Source organism: Hymenobacter caeli, assembly GCF_013294115.1.
GTDB lineage: Bacteria > Bacteroidota > Bacteroidia > Cytophagales > Hymenobacteraceae > Hymenobacter > Hymenobacter caeli.
The window spans coordinates 29,189-54,450 of sequence record NZ_JABSNP010000016.1 but is presented as its reverse complement, the minus strand read 5'-3'; the positions used below and the strand labels follow the sequence as shown (position 1 = coordinate 54,450).

At 65.9% G+C, this 25,262-nt stretch carries 18 protein-coding genes, 1 tRNA gene and 1 pseudogene; 10 read left to right on the top strand and 10 right to left on the bottom strand.

The window, feature by feature from the left end; all coding sequences use genetic code 11:
- Positions 1-86: 86 nt before the first annotated feature.
- Positions 87-2,324, top strand: coding sequence for a LysM peptidoglycan-binding domain-containing protein (locus tag HNP98_RS15805; RefSeq protein WP_173811134.1), 2,238 nt, complete (start codon positions 87-89; stop codon positions 2,322-2,324).
- 25 nt (positions 2,325-2,349) lie between these two features.
- Positions 2,350-3,813 (top strand): M20 family peptidase, encoded by a 1,464-nt coding sequence (locus tag HNP98_RS15800; RefSeq protein WP_173811133.1) that lies wholly within the window; start codon positions 2,350-2,352, stop codon positions 3,811-3,813.
- A gap of 67 nt (positions 3,814-3,880) precedes the next feature.
- On the opposite strand, the gene HNP98_RS15795 is transcribed toward HNP98_RS15800, so the two are convergent.
- Positions 3,881-4,942, bottom strand: a complete 1,062-nt coding sequence (locus HNP98_RS15795) for a fatty acid desaturase family protein (protein WP_173811132.1) — start codon at positions 4,940-4,942, stop codon at positions 3,881-3,883.
- Positions 4,943-5,318: 376 nt separating this feature from the next.
- Here HNP98_RS15795 and dnaE point away from each other — a divergent pair.
- From dnaE to HNP98_RS15770, 6 genes and pseudogenes are all read left to right on the top strand, one after another.
- Positions 5,319-8,786, top strand: a pseudogene (gene dnaE, locus HNP98_RS22545) (DNA polymerase III subunit alpha); the annotation flags it as partial.
- Positions 8,763-10,256: a helix-hairpin-helix domain-containing protein gene (locus tag HNP98_RS22540; RefSeq protein ID WP_317171127.1), complete on the top strand. Its 1,494-nt coding sequence runs from the start codon at positions 8,763-8,765 to the stop codon at positions 10,254-10,256. The pseudogene dnaE and the gene HNP98_RS22540, both read left to right, overlap by 24 nt.
- Positions 10,257-10,417: 161 nt before the next feature.
- Positions 10,418-10,747 (top strand): thioredoxin, encoded by a 330-nt coding sequence (gene trxA, locus HNP98_RS15785; protein ID WP_068235800.1) that lies wholly within the window; start codon positions 10,418-10,420, stop codon positions 10,745-10,747.
- 228 nt (positions 10,748-10,975) lie between these two features.
- Complete coding sequence (locus HNP98_RS15780; protein WP_173811099.1) at positions 10,976-11,359, top strand: hypothetical protein; 384 nt, start codon at positions 10,976-10,978, stop codon at positions 11,357-11,359.
- 140 nt (positions 11,360-11,499) lie between these two features.
- Positions 11,500-13,434 carry an SPFH domain-containing protein gene (locus HNP98_RS15775; protein ID WP_173811130.1) on the top strand — a complete coding sequence of 645 codons (1,935 nt, stop codon included), beginning with the start codon at positions 11,500-11,502 and terminating at the stop codon, positions 13,432-13,434.
- 151 nt (positions 13,435-13,585) lie between these two features.
- Positions 13,586-13,703 (top strand) — tRNA-Glu (locus HNP98_RS15770).
- Positions 13,704-13,765: 62 nt separating this feature from the next.
- Here HNP98_RS15770 and HNP98_RS15765 read toward each other — a convergent pair.
- On the bottom strand, positions 13,766-15,934 hold the full coding sequence (locus tag HNP98_RS15765) for a protein-disulfide reductase DsbD family protein (RefSeq protein ID WP_173811129.1): 2,169 nt from the start codon (positions 15,932-15,934) through the stop codon (positions 13,766-13,768).
- A gap of 175 nt (positions 15,935-16,109) precedes the next feature.
- On the opposite strand from HNP98_RS15765, the gene HNP98_RS15760 reads away from it, so the two are divergent.
- A complete protein-coding gene (locus tag HNP98_RS15760; protein WP_246275166.1) occupies positions 16,110-17,417 on the top strand; it encodes a hemolysin family protein in 1,308 nt (435 codons plus the stop codon).
- Between the two features lie 24 nt (positions 17,418-17,441).
- On the opposite strand, the gene HNP98_RS22375 is transcribed toward HNP98_RS15760, so the two are convergent.
- From HNP98_RS22375 to accD, 8 genes are all read right to left on the bottom strand, one after another.
- On the bottom strand, positions 17,442-17,837 hold the full coding sequence (locus HNP98_RS22375) for an NINE protein (protein WP_217425799.1): 396 nt from the start codon (positions 17,835-17,837) through the stop codon (positions 17,442-17,444).
- Positions 17,838-18,099: 262 nt separating this feature from the next.
- Positions 18,100-18,633, bottom strand: coding sequence for a gamma carbonic anhydrase family protein (locus tag HNP98_RS15750; protein WP_173811127.1), 534 nt, complete (start codon positions 18,631-18,633; stop codon positions 18,100-18,102).
- Between the two features lie 198 nt (positions 18,634-18,831).
- Positions 18,832-19,815 carry a radical SAM protein gene (locus HNP98_RS15745; RefSeq protein WP_173811126.1) on the bottom strand — a complete coding sequence of 328 codons (984 nt, stop codon included), beginning with the start codon at positions 19,813-19,815 and terminating at the stop codon, positions 18,832-18,834.
- A gap of 126 nt (positions 19,816-19,941) precedes the next feature.
- Entirely contained in the window at positions 19,942-20,763 is an 822-nt protein-coding gene (locus tag HNP98_RS15740) for an endonuclease III domain-containing protein (RefSeq protein ID WP_317171126.1), read from the bottom strand.
- Between the two features lie 70 nt (positions 20,764-20,833).
- Positions 20,834-21,550: an OmpA family protein gene (locus HNP98_RS15735; protein ID WP_217425798.1), complete on the bottom strand. Its 717-nt coding sequence runs from the start codon at positions 21,548-21,550 to the stop codon at positions 20,834-20,836.
- Between the two features lie 195 nt (positions 21,551-21,745).
- The gene (locus HNP98_RS15730; RefSeq protein WP_173811125.1) at positions 21,746-22,021 is read right to left on the bottom strand and encodes a YMGG-like glycine zipper-containing protein; all 276 of its coding nucleotides are present in this window, start codon (positions 22,019-22,021) and stop codon (positions 21,746-21,748) included.
- A gap of 165 nt (positions 22,022-22,186) precedes the next feature.
- The gene (locus HNP98_RS15725) at positions 22,187-22,918 is read right to left on the bottom strand and encodes an OmpA family protein (RefSeq protein WP_173811124.1); all 732 of its coding nucleotides are present in this window, start codon (positions 22,916-22,918) and stop codon (positions 22,187-22,189) included.
- Between the two features lie 107 nt (positions 22,919-23,025).
- Positions 23,026-23,940 (bottom strand): acetyl-CoA carboxylase, carboxyltransferase subunit beta, encoded by a 915-nt coding sequence (gene accD / locus HNP98_RS15720; RefSeq protein WP_173811123.1) that lies wholly within the window; start codon positions 23,938-23,940, stop codon positions 23,026-23,028.
- A gap of 288 nt (positions 23,941-24,228) precedes the next feature.
- Here accD and HNP98_RS15715 point away from each other — a divergent pair, with 288 nt between their 5' ends.
- Positions 24,229-25,251 (top strand): OmpA/MotB family protein, encoded by a 1,023-nt coding sequence (locus tag HNP98_RS15715; protein ID WP_173811122.1) that lies wholly within the window; start codon positions 24,229-24,231, stop codon positions 25,249-25,251.
- Positions 25,252-25,262 lie beyond the last annotated feature (11 nt).

Below are 25,262 nucleotides of genomic sequence, written 5' to 3'. Positions count from 1 at the left end.
CCACCGCGGAAGCAGCGCAAAGGCCGTTCTTTGTACTTTGCTCGCTTGCTGCTACTTCCTTGCATTTCCCAATAAATCCCTGCTTTTTGCTGCTGGCGCTGCTGGCCCTGGCCGGCGGCCCAGCGGCGGCCCAGGGCCCGCCCCGCCCCCGCCCGGCCGTGCCCGCCGAAATGGACGCCCTGGGCCTGCACCTGGTATTGACTGAAGAGGCCCAGCACCTCGTGCAGCTCCGGGCCGATGCGCTGGTCCGGCACCAGCCCTCGTTTCAGGCGCGGGTGGATTTGGCCGACGCCGCGTTTCCGCTCATCGACCAAACCTTGCAGCAGGCGGGCGTGCCGCGCGATTTTCGCTACCTGGCCTTGCAGGAAAGCGCCCTCCAGCCCGATGCCCAGAGCCCCCACGGCGCGGTGGGCTACTGGCAGTTCAAGCGCGAAACCGCCACCGCCCTGGGCCTGCGCGTGGACGCCGCCGTGGACGAGCGCCGGCACCTGGCCGCCAGCACCCGCGGGGCCGCCCGCTACCTCACCCAAAACAACGCCGCCCTGCACAACTGGCTCGACGCGCTGCTGAGCTACTACACCGGCCTGGGCGGCGTGCGGCCCTACACCCTGCCCACCGACGCCGGGGCCACCGAGATGGCCATCACGGCCGACACCTCGCCCTACGTGCTGATGTTCCTGGCCCAGAAGGTGGCCTACGAGCCCGCCTGCGGCCTGAACCCGCACCCGGCGCGGCTGCGCGAGCTGCCGGCCGCGCCGGGCCAGGGCCTGGCCCAGCAGGCGCAGGCCCTGGGCGTAACGGTGGCCGACCTGGCCGCCCAGAACCGCTGGCTGCTGGCCGCCACCGTGCCCGCCGACGGCCGGGCCTACACCTTGGTGGTGCCCGGGGCCACCGACGCCCGGGCCGCCGCCGTGCTGGCCCGCCAAAGCGCCGGGGCCGATCCGGCCTTGCCCGCGCCGCCCGCCCCCGACGCCCGCCACGCCGGCCAGGTGCGCCTCAACGGCCTGCGGGCCCTCATCGCCCAGCCCGGCGATACCCCCGGCGACCTGGCCCGGCGCGGCGGCCTGCGCCTGCCGCGCTTCCTGCGCGACAACGAGCTGAGCCCGCTCGACGGCGTGGTGCCCGGCCGGCCCTACTACCTCGAAGGCAAGCGCGACGCCGCCGACGTGGAATACTACGTGGTGCGGCCCAACGAAACCGTGGCCGATGTGGCCCAGCGGTTCGGCATCCGCCAGCACGCCCTGCTCAGCAAAAACCGCCTGGCCGGCCGCGAAGCCCTGCGCCCGGGCCGCGTGCTGTGGCTGCGCCACACCCGCCCCGGCGACGTGGCCGTGGAGTACCGCCCCCCGGCCGAAACCGCCCCGCCCGCCCGCCCCGTGGCCGGGGCCCCGGCCTACCGCCCGGCGGCCGGGCCCAACCCCGCGCCGGTGCGGTACGACACCGCCGACGCCGACGATTCCGCGGATTCGCTGAGCGGCTGGCCGGCCCCGCGGCCGGGGCGGCCCCGGCCCCTGGCTTCTGGCCCGGCCCCTATTCCGGCCGCCGCCACCGTCGTGTACCGGCCCGCACCGCCCCGGCCAGCCCCCGCCCCCGTGCCTGTAATTGACGAGCCCGCTGACGACGAGCCCGTGCCGGCTCCGGTAGCAGCCGTGCCCGAGCGGCGGCCCGCGCTGCCACCGGCCCCCGCGCCGGCCGGACCCGTGGTACGGCCGGTGCCAATAGCCGTGCGCCCTGTCGTTACCCCTGTTACTACCCCGACCCGGCCCGTAATGGCCCCGGTCCGCCCCACCCCCGCTGCTGCGCCGAAGGCTTTGGCCCAGCCCGCCGCAACAGCGGCAGCGGCCGGGCTAGCCGCCCCCGGCCGCTACCAGGTGCAGCCCCACGAAGGCGTGTACGCCATTGCCCGGCGCTACAACCTGCGCCCCGCCGACCTGCTGGCCTGGAACCAGCTGCCGCCCAACGCCGGCCTCGCCGTGGGCCAGGTGCTGCGGCTGAGTCCACCGTCCGCACCAGGGGCCCCCGCCGCACCGACGGCTACCCCGCGCCCGGCGCTGCCGGGCCCCGGGCCCGTGGCAGAGGCCCCGGCTTCGACCCGCAACATCACCTACCAGCCGCGCCCCGCCGCGCCCGGTGCGGGCGGGGCCCCAGCCCCACCCGCGCCCGGTGCTGCCGTATGGCACGCGGTGCTGCCCGGCGAAACCCTGTACGCTCTGGCCAAACGCTACCAGGTAACCGTGAGCGACTTGCAGGCCTGGAATAAAAAGCCCGACGCCAGCGTGCGCCTCGGCGAAGTGCTGCGCATGAACGCCCCCCTGGCCCGCTGATTCTCCCTTTTTACCCCGCTGCCCTATGCGTTTCGTTCTTCGACTGTTGGGGTGGGCGCTGCTGGGGCTGGCCGCGGTGCTGGTGCTGAACACGCTGCGCGTGCCCCGGCACCAGCTGGGGCCCCAGCCGCCGCCCGCGCCCGTGGCCGTGCCCGATTCGGCGGTGGCGCGGCTGGCGGCGGCCGTGCGCATCCCCACGGTGTCGACCACTGATTTTGCCCAGACCGACACGGCGCAGTTCGGGCGGTTCGTGGCCTTTTTGCGGCGGGCGTACCCGCGGGTGCACCAGCAGCTGCGCCGCCAGACGTTCAATACCTACGGCCTGCTGTACGAGTGGACCGGCCGCGACCCGGCCCTAAAACCCGTGCTGCTGCTGGCCCACTACGACGTGGTGCCCGTGCAGCCGGGCAGTGAAGCGCGGTGGCAGCAGCCGCCCTTTGCCGGGCGCACGGCCGGCGGCTACCTCTACGGCCGGGGCACGCTCGACGACAAGATGAGTGTACTCGGCCAGCTGGAAGCCGTAGAGTACCTGCTCGGCACCGGCTTCCGGCCCGCGCGCACCGTGCTGCTGGCGTTTGGCCAGGACGAAGAAACCCTGGGCCAGCGCGGGGCCGCCGCCATCGCCGCCGCCTTGAAGCAGCGCGGCGTCCGGCCCGAATTCATCCTCGACGAGGGCGGCCTCATCAAAACCGACGGCGTGGCGGGCCTGGCCCGGCCGGTGGCGCTGGTGGGCATCGGCGAAAAGGGCTACCTGAGCCTGGAACTCAGCGCCGTGGGCGCGGGCGGCCACTCGTCCATGCCGCCCGCCCACACCAGTATCGGCCTGGTAGCGGCGGCCGTGGCCCGGCTGGAAGCCAATCCTTTTCCGGCCCGGCTCGACGGCGGCGTGGGCCACCTGCTCGATTACCTGGCCTCGGAAGTGCCGTTCGGTAAGCGCCTGGTGTTTGCCAACCGCTGGCTGTTCGGGCCCCTGATTGAGCGCACGCTGGCCGGCACCGCCTCCGGCAACGCGGCGCTGCGCACCACCACGGCCCCCACCATCTTCCGGGCCGGCAGCAAAGACAACGTGCTGCCCATCGACGCCACGGCCACCGTCAACTTCCGCCTCCTGCCCGGCGACTCGGTGGCCGGCGTGGTGCGGGAAGTCCGGCGCATCGTCGGCGACGAGCGGGTGCGGGTGCGCCTGCTCGGCCCGGGCCACGAGCCCGCGCCGGTGTCCGACCCCGGGGCGGCCGCGTTTCAGACGCTGCACCGCACCATCGGCAGCGTGTTTCCGGGGGCCCTGGTGGCCCCCTACGTGCTGGTGGGGGCCACCGACGCCAGCACCTACGCCGGCCTTAGCCCCAACGTGTACCGCTTCTCGCCCCTGCCCATGGCCGAGGCCGACATCCAGCGCCTGCACGGCACCAACGAGCGGATTGGCGTGGCCGACTACGAACGAGCAATCCGGTTTTACGTGGCGCTGATCAAAAACTTTCAGCCCCAATAAAAAAGCTGGGCCCGCCCCGCAATGCGCGGAGCGGGCCCAGCCAGAAGCAGCCAAATGCGCCGGGGCCCTACGCCGCCACCAGCACCGGCCGGGCAATGCGGCGGGTGCGGCGGCGCAGCAGGGCCACCACGTCGGCGTCGGAGCCGTAGCGGCCGCCCAGGTTCACGAAGTTCCGGGCCAGCAGGTCGTAGCGCTTCAGCATGAGGAAGGCGAAGATGTGCAGGTAGTGGATGCCGTCGAACACCACGGCGTCGTGGGCGGCGTACTTGTCCACGTCCTGGCGGAAGTTGGCGGGGTGGTCGGTCCAGTGCAGGCCGGGGCGCAGGTGGTGGCTGATGTGGTAGCCGTCGTTCCAGCACTTGTGGTTGTAGGCCGTGTTGATGCACGTCACGCTGTTGGTGTAGCAGTTATCGGGCGCGTTGGCGTCGATGAAGGCGTGCTGGCTCCAGTTGCCGAGCATCATCACCGAGCGCGTGACGAGCACCGGCACCACGAACACGGCCAGCGTGGCCGGCAGGTTCACGCAGGCCAGCGCCGCCACGGCCGCCACGTAGGCCACCTCGCCGCGCAGCAGCTGGCGGTGCAGGGTGCGCTTGCGGGTGCGGCGCAGGTAGGCCCCCAGGCGCGGCAGGCCCATCACCAGGAAATCGGCCAGGTAGCGCAAAAAGCCCCGCGCCGAGTCACGCTGGTAAAACATGGTCGAGCTTTCGTCGTCGGGCAGGTTGTTTTCCGGGTGGTGCATGCCCATGTGGTGGGTGAAGTACGTTTCCGGCGTGAGGCCAAACAGGGGCCCCACCACCCAGGGTGCGTACTTGTTCAGCCACCCGTGCGTTTTCTTGAACAGGGGCCGGTGCGTGGTGCAGTGCATCATCAGCCCGAAGGGCCCCTTGAAGTAGAACGTGCCCAGCGCAAAAAACAGCCCCGCCGCGCCCCACCACGCCGCGCCCCGCACGGCGGGCACGAACAACAGCGCCGCCAGCGGTAGCATCGTGGCCGTAATTTGCAGCAGCAGGTGTACAAAAGGCAGGTCGCGCTCGTCCTGCACGTAGCGCCGCGCAAACTGGTGGAACCCCGACGGGGCGGCAATGGGAGCGTAGCCCGGGTCGGTGGAAGCAGCGAGGTCTTTCATAGAGCGAAATGTGCCTTTTTTCGCTACCTGGCGCGCCGGACGGCCGATGGGTACGAACCCACAGGCGACTAGACCCAAAGGAGGCAAGGAGGAAATGAGCGCCGGGCCCAGGACCAACGGCGCGCCTACGTATTTATTGGGATGCCTAAGTATTCCTGTTACAACCCAACCGTACAAAACTAGTTCAAACGGCGGGACTAGTTCAAACGGCGGGACTAGTTCAAACGGCGGGCCCGGCGGCGCAACTTTCAAATTATCAATCGGCTGGCGGGCGCGCCAGTTTTCGGGGGCCCCGGGCCGAGCCCGCCGGGCGAACCATCCCGGGGGCCCCGGCCTTATCTTTACCCATACCCCTCGTTTTGCTTCGCCCGCCGCCATGCCCGTTTTCTCGCACCTCCACAGCCACACCCAATACTCGCTGCTCGACGGCCAGGCCAGCATCGGGGCCCTGATGAAAAAGGCCCAGGCCGACGGCATGCCCGCCGTGGCCCTCACCGACCACGGCAACATGTTCGGGGCCTTCAACTTCGTGGCCGAGGCCAACAAGTACAACGTGAAGCCCATCGTGGGCTGCGAGTTTTACTTGGTCGAAGACCGCCACAAGAAAGCCTTCAGCCGCGAGAAGGGCGAGCGGGACGTGCGCCACCACCAGCTGCTGCTGGCCAAAGACCAGGCCGGCTACCACAACCTGAGCAAGCTGTGCTCGCTGAGCTTCATCGAGGGCTCGTACTCGAAATTCCCGCGCATCGACAAAGAATTGCTGGAGCAGTACCACGAGGGGCTCATTGCCACCAGCTGCTGCATCGGGGCCGAAATTCCGCAAACCATCCTGTTCCGCTCCGAAACCGAAGCCGAGGAAAAGCTGAAGTGGTGGCTGAATATGTTCGGCGACGACTACTACATCGAAATCCAGCGGCACGGGCTGATGAACTTCGACGGCACCGGCAAAAGCCAGGAAGACGTGAACCAGGTGCTGCTGCGCCTGGCCCACAAGCACGGCGTTAAGGTCATCTGCACCAACGACTCGCACTACGTGGACCAGACCGATTTCGCGGCCCACGACCTGCTGCTGTGCGTGAACACCGGCGAGGAGCACAGCATCCCGGTCGGCGACATTCGCACCAACTACTACACCCTGCTCACCTCCGACGGCACGGTGCGCTACGACCTGCTCGACAACCTGCGCCAGAACCACGGCCGCGACGAGCGGGCCCAGAAGCAGCTGCGCCGCATCGACGAGGAGCTGCAGAAGCCCAAGCCGCACACCCGCTTCGGCTTCGCCAACGACCAGTTCTACTTCAAGAAGCAGGCGGAGATGAACGCGCTGTTCGCCGACGTGCCGGAGAGCGTGGACAACACGAACGAGATTGTGGACAAAATCACGCCGCCCAAGCTGGCGCGCGACATCCTGCTCCCCAACTTCCCGCTGCCCGCGCAGTTCGCCAACGCCGACGACTTCCTGCGCGACCTCACCTTCAAGGGCGCCTTTGAGGGCCCCAAGCCGCGCTACTCCGAGCGCACGGCCGAGGTGGAGGAGCGCCTGAACTACGAGCTGCGCATCATCCAGACGATGGGGTTTGCGGGCTACTTCCTTATCACCCAGGACTTTATCAACCACGGCCGCTCGGTGGGCGTGGCGGTGGGCCCCGGGCGGGGCTCGGCGGCGGGCTCGGCGGTGGCCTACTGCGTGGGCATCACCAACATCGACCCGATTAAGTACTCGCTGCTGTTCGAGCGCTTCCTGAACCCGGAGCGCGTGTCGATGCCCGACATCGACATCGACTTCGACGACGTGAACCGCCAGAAGGTCATCGATTACGTGGTGCAGAAATATGGCAAAACCCAGGTAGCTCAAATCATCACCTTCGGCACGATGGCGGCCAAAAGCTCCATCAAGGACGTGGCCCGGGCCATGGAGCTGCCCCTGCCCCAGACCAACGACCTCACCAAAATGGTGCCCGAGCAGGTGGGCACCACCCTGGCCAAGGCCTTCGCCGAGAACATGGAGCTGGACATGATCCGGCGCGACGAGCACCCCGACAACCTCAAGGGCCAGATTCTGCGGCTAGCGGTGCAGCTCGAAGGCTCGGTGCGCAACACGGGCATCCACGCGGCGGGCGTCATCATCGCCCCCGACGACATCACGAAGTACATCCCGGTCTCGACCTCGAAGGACTCGGACCTGCTCGTGACGCAGTTCGACGGCAAGGTAATTGAGAGCGCCGGGATGCTGAAGATGGACTTTCTGGGCCTCAAAACCCTGACCATCATCGTGGACGCCATGCGCCTGATTGAGCGCAACCACGGCGTGAAAATCGACATCGACGAGATTCCGCTCGACGATGAGAAAACCTACGCCCTGTACCAGCGCGGCGACACGATTGGCACGTTCCAGTTCGAGTCCGAGGGCATGCGCCAGCACCTCAAAGACCTGAAGCCCACCAACATCGAGGACCTGATTGCCATGAACGCCCTGTACCGCCCGGGCCCCATGCAGTTCATCCCCAACTTCATCAACCGCAAGCACGGCCGCGAGCCGATTGAGTACCCGCACGAGCTGCTGGAGCCGATATTGAAAAATTCCCAGGGTATTTGCGTGACGGGCGACACGCTGGTGCACGACGCTGATACCGGGGCCCGGGTGCGGATTGACCAGTTGGCCGGGCGCGTGGGCAGCTTCCGAGTGCAGGGCGTGGATACCGACCTGCGCCCGGCGGTGGCCCCGGTAACGCACTTTTTCGACAACGGCGTGCGCGACGTGGTGCGGGTGCGCCTACGCGACGGCTCTTGCGTGACCATGACGCCCGACCACCAGGTGCTGACTGAAAGCGGCTGGCAAGAGATTCAGCGGCTCGGCGTGGGCAGCTTTATCGCCACGCCCCGAAGACTGGACGTGGGAAACGAGGCCGACTACGACCTGAGCAAGCTCCGCACCCTGGCCTACCTGCTGGCCGACGGCTCGCTTACGTCGGGGGCCTGTTGCGACTTCGTGTCGCAGAGCCCGGCGTTGGTGGCCGAGTACACACGCTGCGTGCATAGCTTTGAAAACCTGACGGTGAGCACCTTCCCGCAGGTACGCGACGTAACCCGGGTGTCGGTGAAGGTGGCCGACAAAGCCCATTACCACGAGCCCACGACCTTGCTAACGTGGCTACGCGCGTTGGGCTTGAAGACGCAAAAAGGTGGCTTGAATTCCCGCGAGAAGTTCGTACCCGAGTTCGTGTTTGGGCTGAGCCAAGAGTGCATCGCCCATTTCGTGGCCTCGCTGTGGGACTGCGACGGGCACGTGGGCGAGAAAATCTGCTTCTACAAAACGATTTCGCCCCTGCTGGCCCGCGACGTGCAAACCTTGTTGCTGCGGCTCGGCCTGCGCTCAGTGGTCTACGAAACCGCCTATCGCAACCCCGGCGACGCGACCGACACCACAGCCTACCAAATCAGCACCTACCAATTGCGCCGCTTCGACGCCATGGTGGGCCCCCACCTCGTAGAAAAACGCCGCGCCTACGACGGTCCTGCCACGCCAAGCCCGACCGACGCGGTGTGCCGCGAAACCTTCGTGGCCGAGCTGCGGCGGGCCTGGCCGGGTTCCGACAAAGGCCTGATGCGGGCCCACGGCTTCGACCGGCAGCACCTGCTGCCCGCCCGCCGGGCCCGCAACCCGCGCGTCAGCGCGGCGCTGGTGGCCCCTCTTACGGACGTGCTGGCGCTACCCGCTACCCAGCGCAACCTGCGCGTGCGCTGGGAGGAAATCGTAAGCATCGAGCCGGCTGGTCAGCAGCGGGTATACGACATCACTGTTGAAGGCATTCACAACTTCGTGGGCAATAACGTACTGGTTCACAACTGCGTGTACCAAGAGCAAATCATGCAGGCGGCCCAGATTATGGCGGGCTACTCGCTGGGCGGGGCTGACCTTTTGCGCCGCGCGATGGGTAAGAAGGACATGAAGAAAATGGCCTTGGAGCGCGAGAAATTCGTGAAAGGCGCGTTTGACCTACACAAGGTGCCGGCCAAGAAAGCTTCGGAGGTGTTCGACGTAATGGAGAAGTTTGCCGAATATGGTTTTAACAGGAGCCACAGTGCCGCCTACTCGGTGGTGGCGTACCAGACGGGCTACCTGAAGGCCAACTACCCCGCCGAGTACATGGCCGCCGTGCTCACCAACAACATGGGCGACATCAAGAAGGTGACCTTCTTCATCGAGGAGGCCCGCAAGCAGGGCGTGGACGTGCTGGGGCCCGACGTGAACGAGAGCCTGCTGAAGTTCAACGTGAACCAGGAGGGCAAAATCCGCTTCGGCATGGCCGCCGTGAAAGGGGCCGGCGAGCTGGCCGTGGAAACCATGGTGGAGGAGCGCGAAAAGGCGGGGCCCTACGCCGACATCTTCGACTTTGCCAAGCGCGTGAACCTGCGCACCGTGAACAAGAAAACCTTCGAGAGCCTGGCCCAGGCCGGGGCCTTCGACGACTTCGGCAAGCACCGCCGCCTCTACCTCGACGCGCCGGCCGGCGACCAGCCGCTCATCGAAAAGGCCATGCGCCTGGGCCAGCAGCACGCCGCCGCCAAGGAGAGCAGCCAGCACAGCCTGTTCGGGGCCTCGGCCTTCGGGGCGGTGGCCGCGCCGCTGCCCAAGATGCACGAGATGGAGCCCTGGACCAAAACCGAGCAGCTGCGCCGCGAAAAGGAAGTGGTGGGCTTCTACCTTTCGGGCCACCCCCTGGACAGCTACAAGCTGGAGCTGGACGCCTACTGCACCTGCGGCCTGGAGCAGGTGGAAAAGCACAAGAACAAGGAGATTAACGTGGCCGGCCTCATCACCAACGTGGCCTTCAAAACCACCAAAATGGGCCAGTCGTTCGCCACCTTCACCCTCGAAGACTACGAGACGAGCATCAGCCCGGCGCTGTTCCGCGACGACTACACGCGGTTTGCGCCGCTCATCAACCCGCGCAACTACGCCAACGAGCAGGTGCCGCCCATGTTCGTGCGCCTCAAGCAGGAGCTGCGCCGCGGCACCCAGGACCAGTGGGACCTGCGCATCCTCAACATGCAGCCGCTGAGCGAGGTGGCCGAGAAGCTGAGCAAGGGCGTGCGCGTGCGCCTCGACTTGCGCACCGTGACCAGCCCCATGCTGGACCGGCTGGAGGCCGCCATTGCCGCCGCGCCCGGCCGCAAGCGGCTCGAAATCCAGTTTGCCGAGCCCCACGAACACCTGGCGGTGGACATGTTCTCGCGCAAGTTTCAGATTGAGCCCAAGGCGTTTATCGAAAAAATGCAGGAGATGGAAATGGACGCCTGCCAGCTGATTTGAGGGCCCGCCAGCCGCGAAGACCCGCTGAAGGGAGGGTTGGCAAAGCCGCATGAGCGCCGGCTGAACTTTATGCCAGCCCTGTTGTTAAGCCCCCAATCTGCTACCTTGCGACCCCGTTGGCCGTACACGCCAGAATCCATTTAAACTGAACCCTTACTAAAATGGGACATAAAGCAATTGAGATTACCGATGCCAATTTCGAGTCCATTATCAACTCCGATAAGCCCGTGCTGGTCGATTTCTGGGCCGAATGGTGCGGTCCTTGCCGCATGGTGGGCCCGGTAGTGGAAGAGCTGGCCGGTGAGTACGAAGGCAAGGCCATTGTGGGCAAGGTTGACGTGGACGCCAACCCCCAGACCTCGGCCAAGTTCGGCATCCGCAGCATTCCCACGCTGTTGGTGTTTAAAAACGGCCAAATCGTTGACAAGCAAGTAGGCGCCGTGCCCAAGCACGTGCTCGCCCAAAAACTCGAAGCCCAGGTGACGGCCTAAGCGCCGCACTTTCTCGCTTCGGTGCAATTACCGCGCAAAGCCCGGGCCCCACGGCCCGGGCTTTTTTGTGGGCGTTTGGCACGGCCCTTGCCCAAGCCCAAAAGCGTCTGGTTTTAGTACCGGCCGGGAAAATAAACGCCACGGTGCTACATTTCCACCGGCGTTGGAGCAGCTGCCCGGACGCACACATCATCTTCATTTTTTCCTCATTTTTCTTTCCCCCATCTTATGAAACGCATACTCGGTTTTTTACTCTCCCTCAGCCTGCTCGGCGGCTCGGCCGCCCATGCCCAAACCGCTACGCCCGCTGCGCCCGCCCCGGCCACCGGCGCAATGAGTTCGTCGAAAATGACGACGACCAAAATGTCGCAAACCCCGGCCAAAACCACGACGACCTCCACGTCGAAAACCGGTATGATGGGCACGACCAGCTCCACCAAAATGGCTGCCACCGGCAAGATGAAGGCCGACGGCACGCCCGACATGCGCTATAAGGAGAACAAGATGGCCAAAACCAGCACCACGACCACCGGCAAGATGAAGGCCGACGGCACGCCCGACATGCGCTACAAAGCCAACAAAACCACGACTACGACCAAAAAAACGATGTAGTCTGACAAGTACTTTTGGTACTTCTAGAAGGCCTTTCCCCTGTGGGAAAGGCCTTTTTTTGTGGTTGCCCCCTGGCCGCGCCCGGCTCTGAGAACCGCGCTTACCTTGCGGCCCAATTCCTTCCTTTCCTACTCCTTGCGATGCTATTACAAGTTACCGTTCCCCTGGCCTTTACCGTGGTCGGGGGCCTCATCGGCCTGCTAATATTGCTGGTGCTGGCCAAGTCGCTGCTGGGCCTCGTCGTGATTGGCGAATTGGAGGTGGGCGTGGTGGCCAAGAAATTTGCCCGCACCAGCCTCGCCGCCGGCCGCCTCATCGCCCTCGAGGGCGAGGCCGGCTACCAGGCCGACACGCTGGCCCCGGGCTGGCACTTCTTCCTGTGGCCCTGGCAGTACGCCGTCACCAAAGAGCTTGTGGTGGTGGTGCCGCAGGGCGAAATCGGGCTGGTGGTGGCCAACGCCGGCGTGCCCATCCCGCCGAGCCACATCCTGGCCCGGGTCGTGGACTGCGACAACTACCAGGACGGCCGGGCCTTCCTCACCAAAGGCGGCGAGAAGGGCCGGCAGCTGGGCCTGATTACCGCCGGCACCTACCGCATCAACACGGCCCTGTTCACGGTCATCACTCAGCGCAACGCGGGCACGATGGGCATGCGGCCCGAGGAGCTGTTCATCTACCGCGTGGCCCCCGAGGCGGTGGGCATCGTAACGACCCTCGACGGCGTACCGATTGAGCCGGGCGAAATCGCGGGCCCCGTGATTCCTACCCACGACAATTTTCAGGACGCGCAGGCCTTTTTGGCCGCCGGGGGCCGCCGCGGCCTGCAGGAACAAGTACTGCTGAGCGGCTCCTGGAACCTGAACCCCTGGTTTTGCCGGGTGCAGCAGGTGCCCATGACCGAGATTCCCATTGGCCACGTGGGGGTGGTCATTTCCTTCGTGGGCCGGCCGGCCGTGGACGTAAGCGGGGCAGAGTTTACCCACGGCAACCTCGTGGACGTGGGCCACAAGGGCATCTGGGCCGTCCCGCTCTACCCCGGCCGCCAGCCCCTCAACACCCAGATTATGAAGGTGGAGCTGATTCCGACCACCAACATCGTGCTCAACTGGGCCAACCGCACCGAGGCCCACCACTACGACGACTCGCTGAGCAGCATCACGGTGCGCTCGCGCGACGGCTTCTCCTTCAACCTCGACGTGGCCCAGATTATCCACGTGGGGGCCCTCGACGCGCCGCGCGTCATCTCGCGCGTGGGCTCGATGCAAAACCTGGTGGACCACGTGCTGGAACCCATCGTGGGCAACTACTTCCGCAACTCCAGCCAGGAATACACGGTGCTCGACTACCTCACGAACCGCGCCGAGCGGCAGCGCGAGGCGGCCGCGTTCATCCGCGCGGCCCTGCTCGACTACAACGTGCAGGCCGTCGATACGCTCATCGGCGACATCGTGCCCCCCGCCCAGCTCATGACCACCCAAACCGACCGCAAGCTGGCCGAGGAGCAGCGCAAAACCTACGAGGTGCAGCAGGCCGCCCAGACCCAGCGCCAGCAGCTGGTGCGCGAAACCAGCATCGCCGACATCCAGAACTCATTGGTGCAAAGCGAGCAAGGCGTAAACATTGCCGAGCTGCAAGCCAACGCCCAGGTGAAAAAGGTGCGCGGCGAGGCCGAAGCTGCCAAGCTGCGGGCCGGCGGCGAAGCCGAAAGCACCCGCCTCCGCGCCATTGCCGACTCCGAAGCCACCCGCCTGCGCGGCGTGGGCGAGGCCGAGGCCATCCGCGCCATCGGCAACGCCAAGGCCGAGGCCTACCGCGCGGGCGTGCAGAGCCTGGGCACCCGCGAGTACACGGGCCTGCAGCTGATGCAGATCATCGGCGACAACCGGGTAAAAATCGTGCCCGAAGTGCAGGCCAACGGCGGCGGGGCCGGCGCGGGCGGCGGGCTCGTGGAGGCCCTCATCGGCTTGCTGGCCCAGCAGCAGCTGGGCCCCGGGGCCTCACCTGTTTCAGTTACGGGCTCACTAATTACCCCGTCTTCAGCTGCAAATAATTCGCAAACCGATAAGCAAAATTAAAAATTAATTAACCCTATTTTATTGTTTATAAGGTGTTTAAAAACTAACAATTGTTTGTTGTACAGTTTTTCTTACATTTTTGTTACCAGAACTGCGTGAAAAAGTTTTTACCTTTGCACCCGGCAAAATCGAAAGGCTTCTGCTGACAACTTGTAGTGTGGTGGAACTGGCAGACACACCCTCCTCTCTCGAGGGTGAAGGTTCGGGATAAATCGGCCCCCCGGCCGGCTAACCACTTCGTGGAGGTTCAAGTCCTTCCGCTACAGCCAAAAAGCGAAAAAGGCGACTTTATAAATAAAGTCGCCTTTTTCGCTTTTGACGTTTTTTGCAGCTACCGGGCCGCCACGGCCCCGTGCCGGGCCTGGTATCTGCGCCGCCCCTCCTGCAAGAACTTTGCGAACTGCGCCACGTCGGGCTCGTAGGCAATGGGGGCCACCAGCGGCGGGCCCATCGCATCGTCGGGGTTGAGCAGCACGTAGTACGGCTGCGCGTTAAAGCCATAACGGGTTACTTGCAGGTCGGCATTTTGCTTGCCCAGGGACGTCTTTTGCTGGTGGTCGCGCGTTGAGGTGTACCACTCGTTCTGGGGCAGCTCGGTTTTGTCGTCCACGTAGAGGGCCACCACCACGTAGTCGTTTTGCAGCTGGCTGAGCACGGCCGGGTCGCTCCACACGGTGGCTTCCATCTTGCGGCAGTTCACGCAGCCGTGCCCCGTGAAATCGATGAAAATGGGTTTGTGCAATTGCTTGGCGACGCGCACGGCCTGCTTGAGGTCGAAGTAGCCGGGCAGGCCGTGGGGCAGCTCCAGGAAATCGCCGAAGCGCGGGGTTTCGCCCAGGGCGTTGGCGGCGGTTTGCACGGGAATGTTCCCGCCGGCGGCCAGCGTGAAGTCGCGCTTGCTTTGGGGGGGCAGGTAGCCGGCCAGCAGCGGCAGCGGGGCCCCGAACAGGCCCGGCACCAGGTACACCGCGAACGCAAAGGCCAGCACGGCCATCAGCAGGCGGCCCACGCTGAGGTGGTCGAGCGGCGAATCGTGCGAGAGCCGGTACTTGCCCAGCAGGTAGAGGCCCAGCAACGACGAGAGCACAATCCAGAGCACGAGGTACACGTCGCGGTTGAGCAGGTGCCAGTGGTAGGCCAGGTCGGCGGTGCTCAGGAATTTCAGGGCCAGCATCAGCTCCACGAAGCCCAGCACCACCTTCACCGTGTTCAGCCAGCCGCCGGAGCGGGGCAGGCTTTTCAGCCACGACGGGAAGATGGCGAACAGCGTGAACGGCAGCGCAAACGCCAGCGAGAAGCCCAGCATCCCCACGATGGGCGTGACCCGCTCGCCACGGGCGGCCAGGCTCAGGATGCTGCCCACGATGGGCGCGGTGCACGAAAACGACACCACCACCAGCGTCAGGGCCATGAAGAAAATGCCGGCCCAGCCGCCCTTGTCGGCCTGGGTATCGACCTGGTTCACCAGCTGGTGCGGCAGGGTGATTTCAAACAAGCCCAGAAACGAGAGGCCGAACACCACGAACACCACGAAAAAAATCAGGTTGGGCAGCCAGTGCGTAGCAATGAGGTTGGGGCCGTCCTCGCCCAGCAGCACCGTTACCAGCACGCCCATCAGCACGTAAATGCCGATGATGCTGGCCCCGTACACGAGGGCCTTGAAGATGCCCCGCCGCCGGCTGTCGTTGCCGCTCGTGAAGAGCGAGACCGTCATGGGCACCATCGGAAAAACGCAGGGCGTGAGCAGCGCGGCCAGCCCAAACGTGAAGGCCAACAGCGCGAAGCTCCATAGCCCCCCGGCCTGGCCCACGGGGTCGGCGGCTGCCCCGGCCGCCACCGCCACGGCCGGAGCCGACGCAACGGCCACTGGAGACGATGTAGCTGCCAGCTCAGGGGCCGCTGCGGCTGGGTTGGCCGGGCCAGGGGCTGCGGCGGGGGCCTTGGCAACGGGGGCCACGGCGGCCATGGACTTGGCGGCCAGTGGCGTGGCGGCCGGCGGCGCGGTAGCCGCGGCCGCACCGCTCACTTGCAGGGGCCCGAAGGTCAAGGCATCGTTGCCGGGCACGCAGCGGCCGTCCACGTCGGTGCAGCTTTGGTAGTCGGCGGCGGCGCTGATGGTGAGGGGCCCGGGCTGCAATATTTTGATGCGCTGGCGAATCTGGCCGGTTTTTTCCCAGAAGGCCACTTCGCCCTTGAACACCTCGTCCTGCTGGTGGTGCGACTTGACGGACTGCGGCTTGCCCACCAGGGCGTAGGCCGGGCTGGGCGCGAACTTTAGCGTGAACACCACGGGGCCCACGTCTTCGCTGAAATCGGTGGCGTAGAGGTGCCATTTGTCGTCGATGCGAGCGTTGACCAGCAGCTCCACTTCCTGGCCCACCTTGGCGGTGGGCTGGCTGAGGGCCGTGCTCAGGTGGGTGGGCACGAGCACCTGCGCAGCGGCCGGCAAAGCCGGCAATGCGCAGAGCAGCAGAAATTTAAAAACCCGGCGAATATTCATAGGAAATTTAACAACGTCAGCCCGCAAAATTAGGCTCCCTAAGCACAAACGGCTGGGTTAAAAGTTCAAACGGCCAACCCCGTGCTTCAAAGTCCGTACTTTTGCCCTACAATGGCCCCCAGACCGTCCGTGTCGCGGGGCCGCCGACATGGGTTTAAAAATTATTATCTCCCTGTTGCTTATCATAGCCAACGGGTTTTTCGTGGCGGCCGAGTTCTCGCTCATCCGCGTCCGTCTCTCACAGCTCGAACTGAAAGCCAAGGAGGGCAGCCGCCTGGCCACGCAGGCCATTGGCGTGCTGCACAAGCTCTACAACTACTTGTCGGCCACGCAGCTAGGCGTTACCGTCACCTCGCTTATTTTGGGGGCCGTGGGCGAGGAAGTGGCCACCGAAATCATCCTGAACACGGTGAACCGGCTGGGCACCACCATCTCGCCGGCCGCCGCCCACAGCACGGCCGTGGTCGTGGGCCTGGTCATCATCACGGTGCTGCACGTGCTGTTCGGCGAGCTGGTGCCGAAGGCGCTGGCCATCCAACGGCCCGAGGCCGTGAGCCTGGCCCTGGTGCTGCCGCTGCGGGCGTTTTACCTCGCTACGCTGCCGCTCACGTGGTTTCTGTCGAAGGCGTCGGGCGTGCTGCTGGGGGCCGTGGGCGTGAACCAGGCGCACGGCACCGAGGCCCACACCTCCGACGAGCTGCGCCTGCTGCTCGACCAGAGCAAGCAGAGCGGCGAAATCCAGGACTCGGAGCACGAGCTGATTGAGAACGTGTTCGAGTTCAACGACCGGATGGTGCGCCAGATTATGGTGCCGCGCACCAAGCTCGCGGCCCTCGACGTGCACGCCTCGGAAGAGCAGATTCTGGAAACGGTGTTCAACGAAGGCTACTCGCGCCTGCCGGTGTTCGAGGGCAACATCGACAACATCGTGGGCGTGCTGAACGTGAAGGACCTGCTGCCCATCATCCGCCGCAACGAGCCCGTAGAGCTGGCCCGCATCATGCGGGTGCCCTACTTCGTGCCCGAAACCAAGAAAATCAACCGCCTGCTGCGCAACTTCCAGCGCAAGCACACCGTGATGGCCATCGTGAGCGACGAGTTCGGCGGCGTGGCGGGCATCGTCACCATCGAGGACATCATGGAAGAATTGGTGGGCGAAATCCAGGACGAGTACGACAACGAGGTGCCAGTGGTGGAGAAAGTGTCTATCGACGAATACCGCGTGGCCGCCGCCACGTCCATCCCCGACGCCAATGAGTACCTGCCCTACCCGCTGCCCGAAAGCGACGACTACGAAACCGTGGGCGGCCTGCTGAACGTGGTGTACGGCAGCATCCCCGAAGTGGGCGACGTGGCCGTGCTCGACCCCTACGAGTTCCGGGTGCTCGAACGCTCGCGCCGCGTCATCGACCTCGTGCAGCTGCGCGTGATACGCGTCGAAGAAAAAGCCGAGCCGCGCGGCGACTTAGGTATCGAGGTGTAGTGACCGGCCGGCCGCGTACCAGCACTAAAAGAATCGGCTTCTATATTCCCCGTTTTTGGGTTTGAGGTCACCGGTTAAAATCCGCACGGCGTCGATTATTGCCAGCACCCCGGCCACGCCCGTCAGGAGGGCTCCGGCTACCAGCAGCCCCACCAGGCCGCTGGTTGAGCCGCCCGCCACGGCAACCACCAACGCGATGGCGGCCAGCGAGAACAGGAGGACGCCCACCAGCGTGAGCACCAAGTAAAGCGTGCCGCGCCCGTAGTACCCCAAGTAGAACAGGTGCAGCCCCAACCCGCCGAACAGCAGCGCCAGCACCAGGGCCACGCCCCGCGAGCGTTGGCGCGGCAGCTCGCCCTGGGCGGGGCCCGCCAGCCGCTCGGCTCGGCTGGCCCCGATACGCGCCTGTAGCCGCGCCACAACCTGCCGAGCGGCGGCCGGGGGCCTCGCCGGGGCCCCCGCTAAGTTTCGCCGCGGCGGGCGGCGCACCACCGGGCGGGCCCGGGCCGAAGCGGTGGCTTCCGCTTCCGCAGGGGCAGGCGGGCTTTTCGTAGCGGGGGGCCCGGCAGCTTCAAGTTGAACCGGCGATACTGGCTGGAAATGAAACACGTAGCCGGCCCGGCTGCACGCCCCCAAGCCGAGCGCCGCCAGCAAGAATGCGCAAGGAAAGAGGTAGCTTTTTTTACTCATGTGCTTCATTGTTTGCGGTGAACCAGCTGGCGTAGAGCTGGTAGTTCGCCGCCGTGCGGCGCAGGCCCGCCAGTTGGGCTTCCGTCACGGGCTTCACGCGGCGGGCGGGCACGCCGGCGTAGAGGTAACCGGGCTCGCACACGGTATTTTCCAGCACCACGGCCCCGGCGGCGATGATGCAGCCCGCGCCCACCACGGCGTGGTCCATCACGATGGCCCCCATGCCGATGAGCACGTCGTCGGCCACGGTGCAGCCGTGCACCAGGGCCCGGTGGCCGATGCTCACGCGCGCGCCGATGGCCAGCGCGGCCCCCTGGTAGGTGCAGTGGAGCACGGCCCCGTCCTGAATGTTGGTGCCGGCCCCGATGCGGATGCTATTCACGTCGCCCCGAATCACGGCCGTGAACCACACCGTGCAGCCGGGCCCCAGCACCACGTCGCCCACGATGGTGGCATTGTCGGCCACGAAGCAGCCGGCCGGGATTTCGGGGTAAATGCCGTGAACGGGCAGGATGAGGGCGGGCATGAGGACGTGGGTTAGAAGGCACCTAAATGTAGGGCCTGCGGCTACATTCGGTATATGGACAACCCTCCCCTGCCCCCGCCGCTTTTCGCCGAAAGCCAGCGCAGGCGCGAGCCTGCTCATCGGCACCCGGCGCCCCGCCGAAATCCAGCAAATTTTGACGCAGTCGCAAATCACGGGGCCCCGCGGAACCGCGCCCGGCTAGGCCCGCAGCAGCCGCTTCCAGGTGCCCTTGTCCCAGTTGTATTTGAGGGTGCTGGGCAGGGCTTGCCAGAAATATTTACTGGTTTCGACGGCGAAGCTCGGCTGCATGTAGCAGTTGATGGTGCAGCCCTCGCACTGCGGCAGGCGGCCTTCGAGCGCGGCGAGGCGCTGCGTTGCGGGGGCGTTGTACAGGTCGAAGAGCTGGCCTTCGATGGGAAATTTCTGCTGGCCGAGGTGGTAGCAGGGCAGCACCAGCTCGTTGCTGGGCGAGATGACGAGCGTGGTGCTGGCCGCCCGGCACACGGGGGCCGCCACGTGGTTGCCGCCGTCGCGCCGCAGCGCGATGAACGCTTCGTTCAGGTACACGCCCGGGCGCCGGCCGAAGGCGGAGAGGTAGTCCAGCTCGGCGGGCGTGAGCTGCTCGCCGGTGTCCACGTCGCCGTACTCAAACGCGGGGTTGAGGATGAGCACCAGGCCGTTGGGCCGGGTAATGTCGCGGTACACGGCCTCCAGGTCCTTCAGGTTGTGGCGAAAGACGGTAAAAAGTATGTCCGGCCGCTCGCCCAGCGCCTGGGCCGCGCGGATGCTTTCGAGCACGAAATCGTAGCAGGCCACGCCCCGGCCCCGGTCGTGGGTGGCGCGGTCGGCCGAGTCGAGCGAGAAGTGCAGCATGTCCACCAACCCGCGCAGCTTCTCCGCGTTTTTGGGGTAAAGCAAGCCGTTGGTGGTCACCGTAGTGATGAAGCCCAGTTCCCGCGCCAACGCCAGGAAATCGGGCAGTTGGCGGTGCAGCAGCGGCTCGCCCCCGGTGAAGTCCACCACCGACACGCCCAGCCGCTTGAGGTCGCGCAGGTTGCGGTTCACGTCTTCGAGCGTGATGTAGGGCGAGGGCTTCTCCCAGATATCGCAAAACGCGCACTTCGCATTGCAGCGGTACGTGACGTAATAATTGCAGAGAACGGGGTGCTTGACGAGGCGCATGTTTTGGCTGTTAGCCGTTATTCTAGCTGTTAGCTATTAGCTGCTGGCTGTTAGCTTTTTATGTTGTTGTCGGCATCAACCACCACAACGAAGCTAGCAGCTAACAGCCAATAGCTAACAGCTTAATCAATGCGGCAGCTTGCCCCAGGCGGCGGCGTCCCAGGCGGCCGGCGTGGCGGCCAGGGCCTCGGGCGTGGCCTCGCCGAAGTGCTCCTGGTAGTACTGGCAGAAGCCCTTGAGCGGGCAGCGCGGGCAGTTGGGGTGCAGGAAAAAGCAAATCTGCTGGCCGTGCCAGTAGTTGTGCTTGTGAAAATTGAACAGGCCCTCGGCATCCAGCGGGGGCCGCAGCAGGGCCAGCAGCACGGCATGGGCCTTTTCTACCGACACCTTGGGGCCCAGGAAGCCCACCCGCTGGGCCACGCGGTGCACGTGCGCGTCCACGGGCAGCACCGGGTGGTGGTAGCTGAAGAGCAGCAGCAGCGACGCCGTTTTCAGGCCAATGCCGGGCATGTCGGTCAGCCAGGTCATGGCCCGCTCGGTGGGCCAGGAGGCCAGGAAATCGAGGTCGAACGAGCCGTTGGTTTCGGCCCGTACCCGCCGCAAAATCTCCTGGATGCGCGGGGCCTGCGTGGCGGGCCAGCGCGTGGTGCGAATGGCGTAGATGAGGTCGTCCACCGGGGCCCCCAGCACCCCGGGCCAGTCGCCGAAAGCTTCCAGCATCCGGTCGTAGGCCAGCTCTTCGTCGGCGTGAGTAGTGCGGTGCGAGAGCACCGTCGAAATCAGCTCGCGCATGGGCGTGCGCCGCGCCACCGGCGGCAGGTGGCCGTAAAAGCGGTCCAGAATTTCGTGGTCGGCGAAGGCTTTTTCGGCGGGCGAAGCGGCGTAAGAAACGGCGGGGACGGGCATGGCCGGTTGTACCGTTGCGCGGCGGCGAAGGTTGCCGGGCACGGCCCACAAAAAACCCGGCGGCCCGTGCGGGCCGCCGGGTCCGGCGTTCAGCTTGTTACAAAGACGGCGCTTACAGCGTACCTTTTTTGGCGGCTTTCTGCATCTTCTCGTTGGCAAAAATGGCTACCTCTACGCGGCGGTTGGCGGCTTTGCCGGCCACGGTGGTGTTGTCGGCCACGGGCTGCGTCGAGCCGTAACCGGTGGCCGTGATGCGGGCGGCGTCCACGCTCTTGGCGGTCAGCTCGTTGGCCACGGCCTGGGCGCGGCGCTGGCTCAGGGGCTGGTTAATGGCGTCGGAACCCGAGCTATCGGTATGGCCTTCCACCACCACGTTGGTATCGGCGTATTTCTGCAAGGTGGTGGCCAGCTCGTCGATGTTGCCGGCGGCGGCGGGCGTCAGCGTAGCCGAGTTGCTGCCGAACAGGATGCCCGAGGCGAAGGTGATTTTGATGCCCTCGCCCACGCGCTCCACGGTGGCCCCTTCGAGGTCGCGGCGCAACTCGGCGGCTTGCTTGTCCATCTTGCGGCCGATGAGCGCCCCCGCGCCGCCGCCCACCACGGCCCCCAGGATGGCCCCCTTGGCCGTGCCCGACTTGCCCCCGATGACGCGGCCCAGCAGGGCCCCGCCGGCCGCGCCGCCCAAGCCCCCGAGAATGCCGCCCTTCACGGTTTTGCTCATGCCCTTGGGTTTGTCGGTGGTAACGGTGCTGGTTTGGGCTTGCCCGAAGTGGCCGACCAGCAACAGCAGGGCCAGAAAAAACGTGAAAGAGGAGCGGAAGTATTGCATGGGTACAGGAAAATTGGATGGTATCAAGAAAAAACAGCGTTGCACGCAGCCGGGCAGTGCGGTGCACCAACGAGGCAGCAAATACGCCATTGGCAACCATCTTGCCAAACTCTGGTCCGCTGCGGCCCGGCCCCGCACAAACCCAAAAGCGGCCGGGCAGCCCGGCGGGCGCGGGGCCCCGCGCAGGCTGGCCAGCTATTTTTTGTTATGGTACGCGTTGTAACGGGCCGGGTCTTTTTTCTTGTCTTGGTTGCGGCCAACCAGGCCGCCGCCCACCACGCCGGCGGCCGCCCCAATCGCGGCCCCTTTGCCACCGCCCAGCACGGCCCCCGTCACGGCCCCGGCCCCGCCGCCGACGGCCGCACCTTTGGCCTTGCGGCTCCAGCCCTTGTGGTCCTGCGCCTGCCCCCCAGAGGCCAACAGCGCAAAAAATGTTAGCCAGCAGACGAATGTGGCGGTGAACTTTCTCATGGCGCAAGATGAGTGCAAGGTGGAGAATAGCCTACCCAACGGGTTTAACGCAAGCCCTCGCGAGGGAGTTGCTGCCACCCACCGGCGGAGAATAAAGCAAAAAAGGCCGCCCCAGCAGGCGACCTTTTTTGCTTTAACAGCAGCTCACTGGTGTGGCCGGCCGGGCTACAGTGTGCCGTTTTCGGCCGCCTTTTTCATCTTCTCGTTGGCAAAAATGGCAATTTCCACGCGGCGGTTGGCTTGCTTGCCTTCCACGGTGGTGTTGTCGCCCACGGGGTCCGACGAGCCCAGGCCTTTGGTGGTGATGCGGCTGCTCGACACGCCCTGGGCCACGGTGGCATCGGCCACCGATTGGGCCCGGCGCTCACTCAGCGGCAGGTTGATGGCGTCGGTGCCGGTGTTGTCGGTGTGGCCTTCCACGAGCACGTTGGTGTCGGGGTATTTCTGCAGCGTGGCGGCCATCTTCACGATGTCGGCCTGCGAGGCGGCCCGCAACGTGGCCGAGTTGGTGTCGAAGAGGATGCCCGAATCGAAGGTGATTTTGATGCCCTCGCCCACGCGCTCCACTTTGGCGTTTTGCATGTCGCGCTGCAAATCAGCGGCCTGCTTATCCATTTTACGGCCAATGAGTACCCCGGCCCCGCCGCCCGCCGCCGCGCCCAAAATGGCCCCGATGGCCGTGCCCCGGCCGCCGCCCAGCAGCCCGCCCAGCAGGGCCCCGGCCGCTGCACCGCCGCCCGCGCCCAGCAGGCCGCCTTTGGTAGCTTTATTCATACCGGTTTTGCGGACCCCGGTGCCGTTGGCCGACGTGTCGGCCGGCTGGCGCGACGACGCGCAGGAGCTGAACAGCAGCACGCAGGCCATGAAAATTGAGAGTAGGGATTTGGGAGTCGTCATGGGAAGAAATAGAAGGTGAACAGTCAACCGCCGCGTTATACGATAAAACCCGCTCCGGGGCTGGGAGCGGGTTTCCCAAGAAGCGTGCCGGGTTGCCACCCGGGCCGCTAGCGCCCCTTGGCCGGGCTGCGGCGCGCGGCGGCGCTGGGGGCCCCGGGCGCGGCAGCGGGCACGGCGGCGGGCCGCAGCAGGTGCAGCAGGTCGGCCAGGCGGCGCTTGAGGTCGCGGCGGTCCACGATGAAGTCGAGGAAGCCGTGCTCGAGCACGAACTCGGCGCTCTGGAAGCCCTTGGGCAAGTCCTTGCCGATGGTTTCCTTGATGACGCGCGGCCCGGCGAAGCCGATGAGGGCCCCGGGCTCGGCGATGTTGAAGTCGCCGAGCATGGCGAACGAGGCCGTGACGCCGCCCGTGGTGGGGTCGGTGAGCAGGCTCACATAGGGCACGCCGGCCTCGGCCAGCAGGGCCAGCTTGGCCGAGGTTTTGGCCATCTGCATCAGCGAGTAGCCGGCCTCCATCATGCGGGCCCCGCCCGAGCGCGAAATCATCAGGAACGGCACGCGGTGCTGGCGGGCGTAGTCGATGGCGCGGGCAATCTTCTCGCCCACCACCGAGCCCATCGAGCCGCCGATGAACTTGAAATCCATGGCGGCCACCACCAGGGGCTGGCCGTCGCTCCGGCCGTGGGCGGTGCGCACGGCGTCTTTCAAACCGGTATTTTTTTCGGTGGCCTGCACGCGCTGCGGGTAGGCCTTGGTATCGACGAAGTGCAGCGGGTCGCCCGAGGTCAGGTCGGCGTCCAGCTCCTCAAACTGGCCTTCGTCGAACAGCAGCTCGAAGTAGTCGGCCGCGTCGATGCGGTCGTGGTGGCCGCAGTGGCCGCACACGAAGAGCAGGCGCTTGTGCTCGGCCATGGTAGCCACCGTCTTGCACTCGGGGCACTTGTACCAGAGGCCGTCGGGGGTTTCTTTTTTCTGTTCGGTGGGGGTGTTGATGCCCTTTTCCTCGCGCTTGAACCAAGCCATTTCTTCGGGAGCTGCAAGCCGTGCGCGGCGGGCCGCGGGCTTCGGTAGAGTTAAAACTGGACGACAAAAATACGCCATTGCCGGTAGAGGACGCGGCGGGCAGTCCGGGGCCGCAAAGTAGCCCCGCCAGCGGCGGCGCGGCGGGCGGGCCGGCACCGGCCGCAAAACAGCCGGCCCCAAACGGCCCCGGTGGGCCCGGGAGCCCACCGGGGCCTTACCTTGGCGCGGCGGGCCGCCCCGGTTCGCGGCGGGCCCGCGTTTCGTGTTTCGCCGCTTTTGTCTTGTACGATGCGCTTCAAAAAACCAGTTCCGTTCCTACTCGGCCTGGGCCTGCTCGGGGCCCCGGCCCTGCCGGGCTGCGTACCCGCCCGCAAATACACCGACCTCCAAGCCCGCCAAACCGCCGATGCCCAGGGCAAGGCCCAGGCCGAGCGCCAGTACCGCGCCGCCACCGCCGAGCTGCAAAAAGCCACCGACGCCCTGGCCCAATTGCGCTTCGACTACAAGCGCCTCGAAGACGACTCGCTGGCCAGCGGCCAAGCCCTGCGCCAGGCCCGCGGCCTCAACCACGACCTCAACGAGAGCTACGACCACCTGCTGAAAAACAGCGGCCAGGAGCTGGCCAGCAAGTCGTCGGACTACAACAAAATGGCCAAGGACCTGGCCCGCCGCGAGGCCGAGCTGGGGGCCCTCGACGCCAGCCTGCGCACCAGCAAAACCGACAACGACCGCCTCGCCGCCGGCCTCCAAACCCGCGAAGCCAAGCTGGCCGAACTCACCCAGGCCCTGGCCGACAAGGACCGCGCCGTGCACGACCTCAAGGCCCGCGTGAGCAAAGCCCTGCTCAGCTTCAACGCCAGCGACTTGCAAGTGAAGCTGAAAGACGGCAAGGTGTACGTGTCGCTCTCCGAGCAGCTATTGTTTAAGTCGGGCTCGACCAAAGTGGACCCCAAGGGCCAGGCGGCCCTGAGAACCCTGGCTACCGTGCTGCAAGAGCAACCCGACGTGAACGTGGTGGTGGAGGGCCACACCGACAGCGTGCCCATCAGAGGCGTGGTGAACGGGGCCACGGACAACTGGGACCTGAGCGCCCTGCGGGCCACCGACATCGCCCGCCTGCTAACGGCCAGCGGCGTGGCCCCGGCCCGCATCACGGCCGCCGGCCGCGGCCAGTACGTGCCCGTGGCCCCCAACGACACGGCCCCCAACAAGGCCCTGAACCGCCGCACCGAAATCATTCTGACGCCTAAGCTGGACGAGCTGTTTCAGATATTGGGGAGCAGCAGCGGGGCCCCGGTGCCGGATAAATAAGGCCGTTGGGA

Excerpts from the sequence above, each read along its gene's own strand:
- HNP98_RS15800 (WP_173811133.1), top strand. The coding sequence starts at position 2,350 with ATGCGTTTCGTTCTTCGACTGTTGGGGTGGGCGCTGCTGGGGCTGGCC.
- HNP98_RS15795 (WP_173811132.1), bottom strand. The coding sequence starts at position 4,942 with ATGAAAGACCTCGCTGCTTCCACCGACCCGGGCTACGCTCCCATTGCC.
- trxA (WP_068235800.1), top strand. The coding sequence starts at position 10,418 with ATGGGACATAAAGCAATTGAGATTACCGATGCCAATTTCGAGTCCATT.
- HNP98_RS15780 (WP_173811099.1), top strand. The coding sequence starts at position 10,976 with ATGAAACGCATACTCGGTTTTTTACTCTCCCTCAGCCTGCTCGGCGGC.
- HNP98_RS15775 (WP_173811130.1), top strand. The coding sequence starts at position 11,500 with ATGCTATTACAAGTTACCGTTCCCCTGGCCTTTACCGTGGTCGGGGGC.
- HNP98_RS15765 (WP_173811129.1), bottom strand. The coding sequence starts at position 15,934 with ATGAATATTCGCCGGGTTTTTAAATTTCTGCTGCTCTGCGCATTGCCG.
- HNP98_RS15750 (WP_173811127.1), bottom strand. The coding sequence starts at position 18,633 with ATGCCCGCCCTCATCCTGCCCGTTCACGGCATTTACCCCGAAATCCCG.
- HNP98_RS15745 (WP_173811126.1), bottom strand. The coding sequence starts at position 19,815 with ATGCGCCTCGTCAAGCACCCCGTTCTCTGCAATTATTACGTCACGTAC.
- HNP98_RS15735 (WP_217425798.1), bottom strand. The coding sequence starts at position 21,550 with ATGCAATACTTCCGCTCCTCTTTCACGTTTTTTCTGGCCCTGCTGTTG.
- HNP98_RS15730 (WP_173811125.1), bottom strand. The coding sequence starts at position 22,021 with ATGAGAAAGTTCACCGCCACATTCGTCTGCTGGCTAACATTTTTTGCG.
- HNP98_RS15725 (WP_173811124.1), bottom strand. The coding sequence starts at position 22,918 with ATGACGACTCCCAAATCCCTACTCTCAATTTTCATGGCCTGCGTGCTG.
- accD (WP_173811123.1), bottom strand. The coding sequence starts at position 23,940 with ATGGCTTGGTTCAAGCGCGAGGAAAAGGGCATCAACACCCCCACCGAA.
- HNP98_RS15715 (WP_173811122.1), top strand. The coding sequence starts at position 24,229 with ATGCGCTTCAAAAAACCAGTTCCGTTCCTACTCGGCCTGGGCCTGCTC.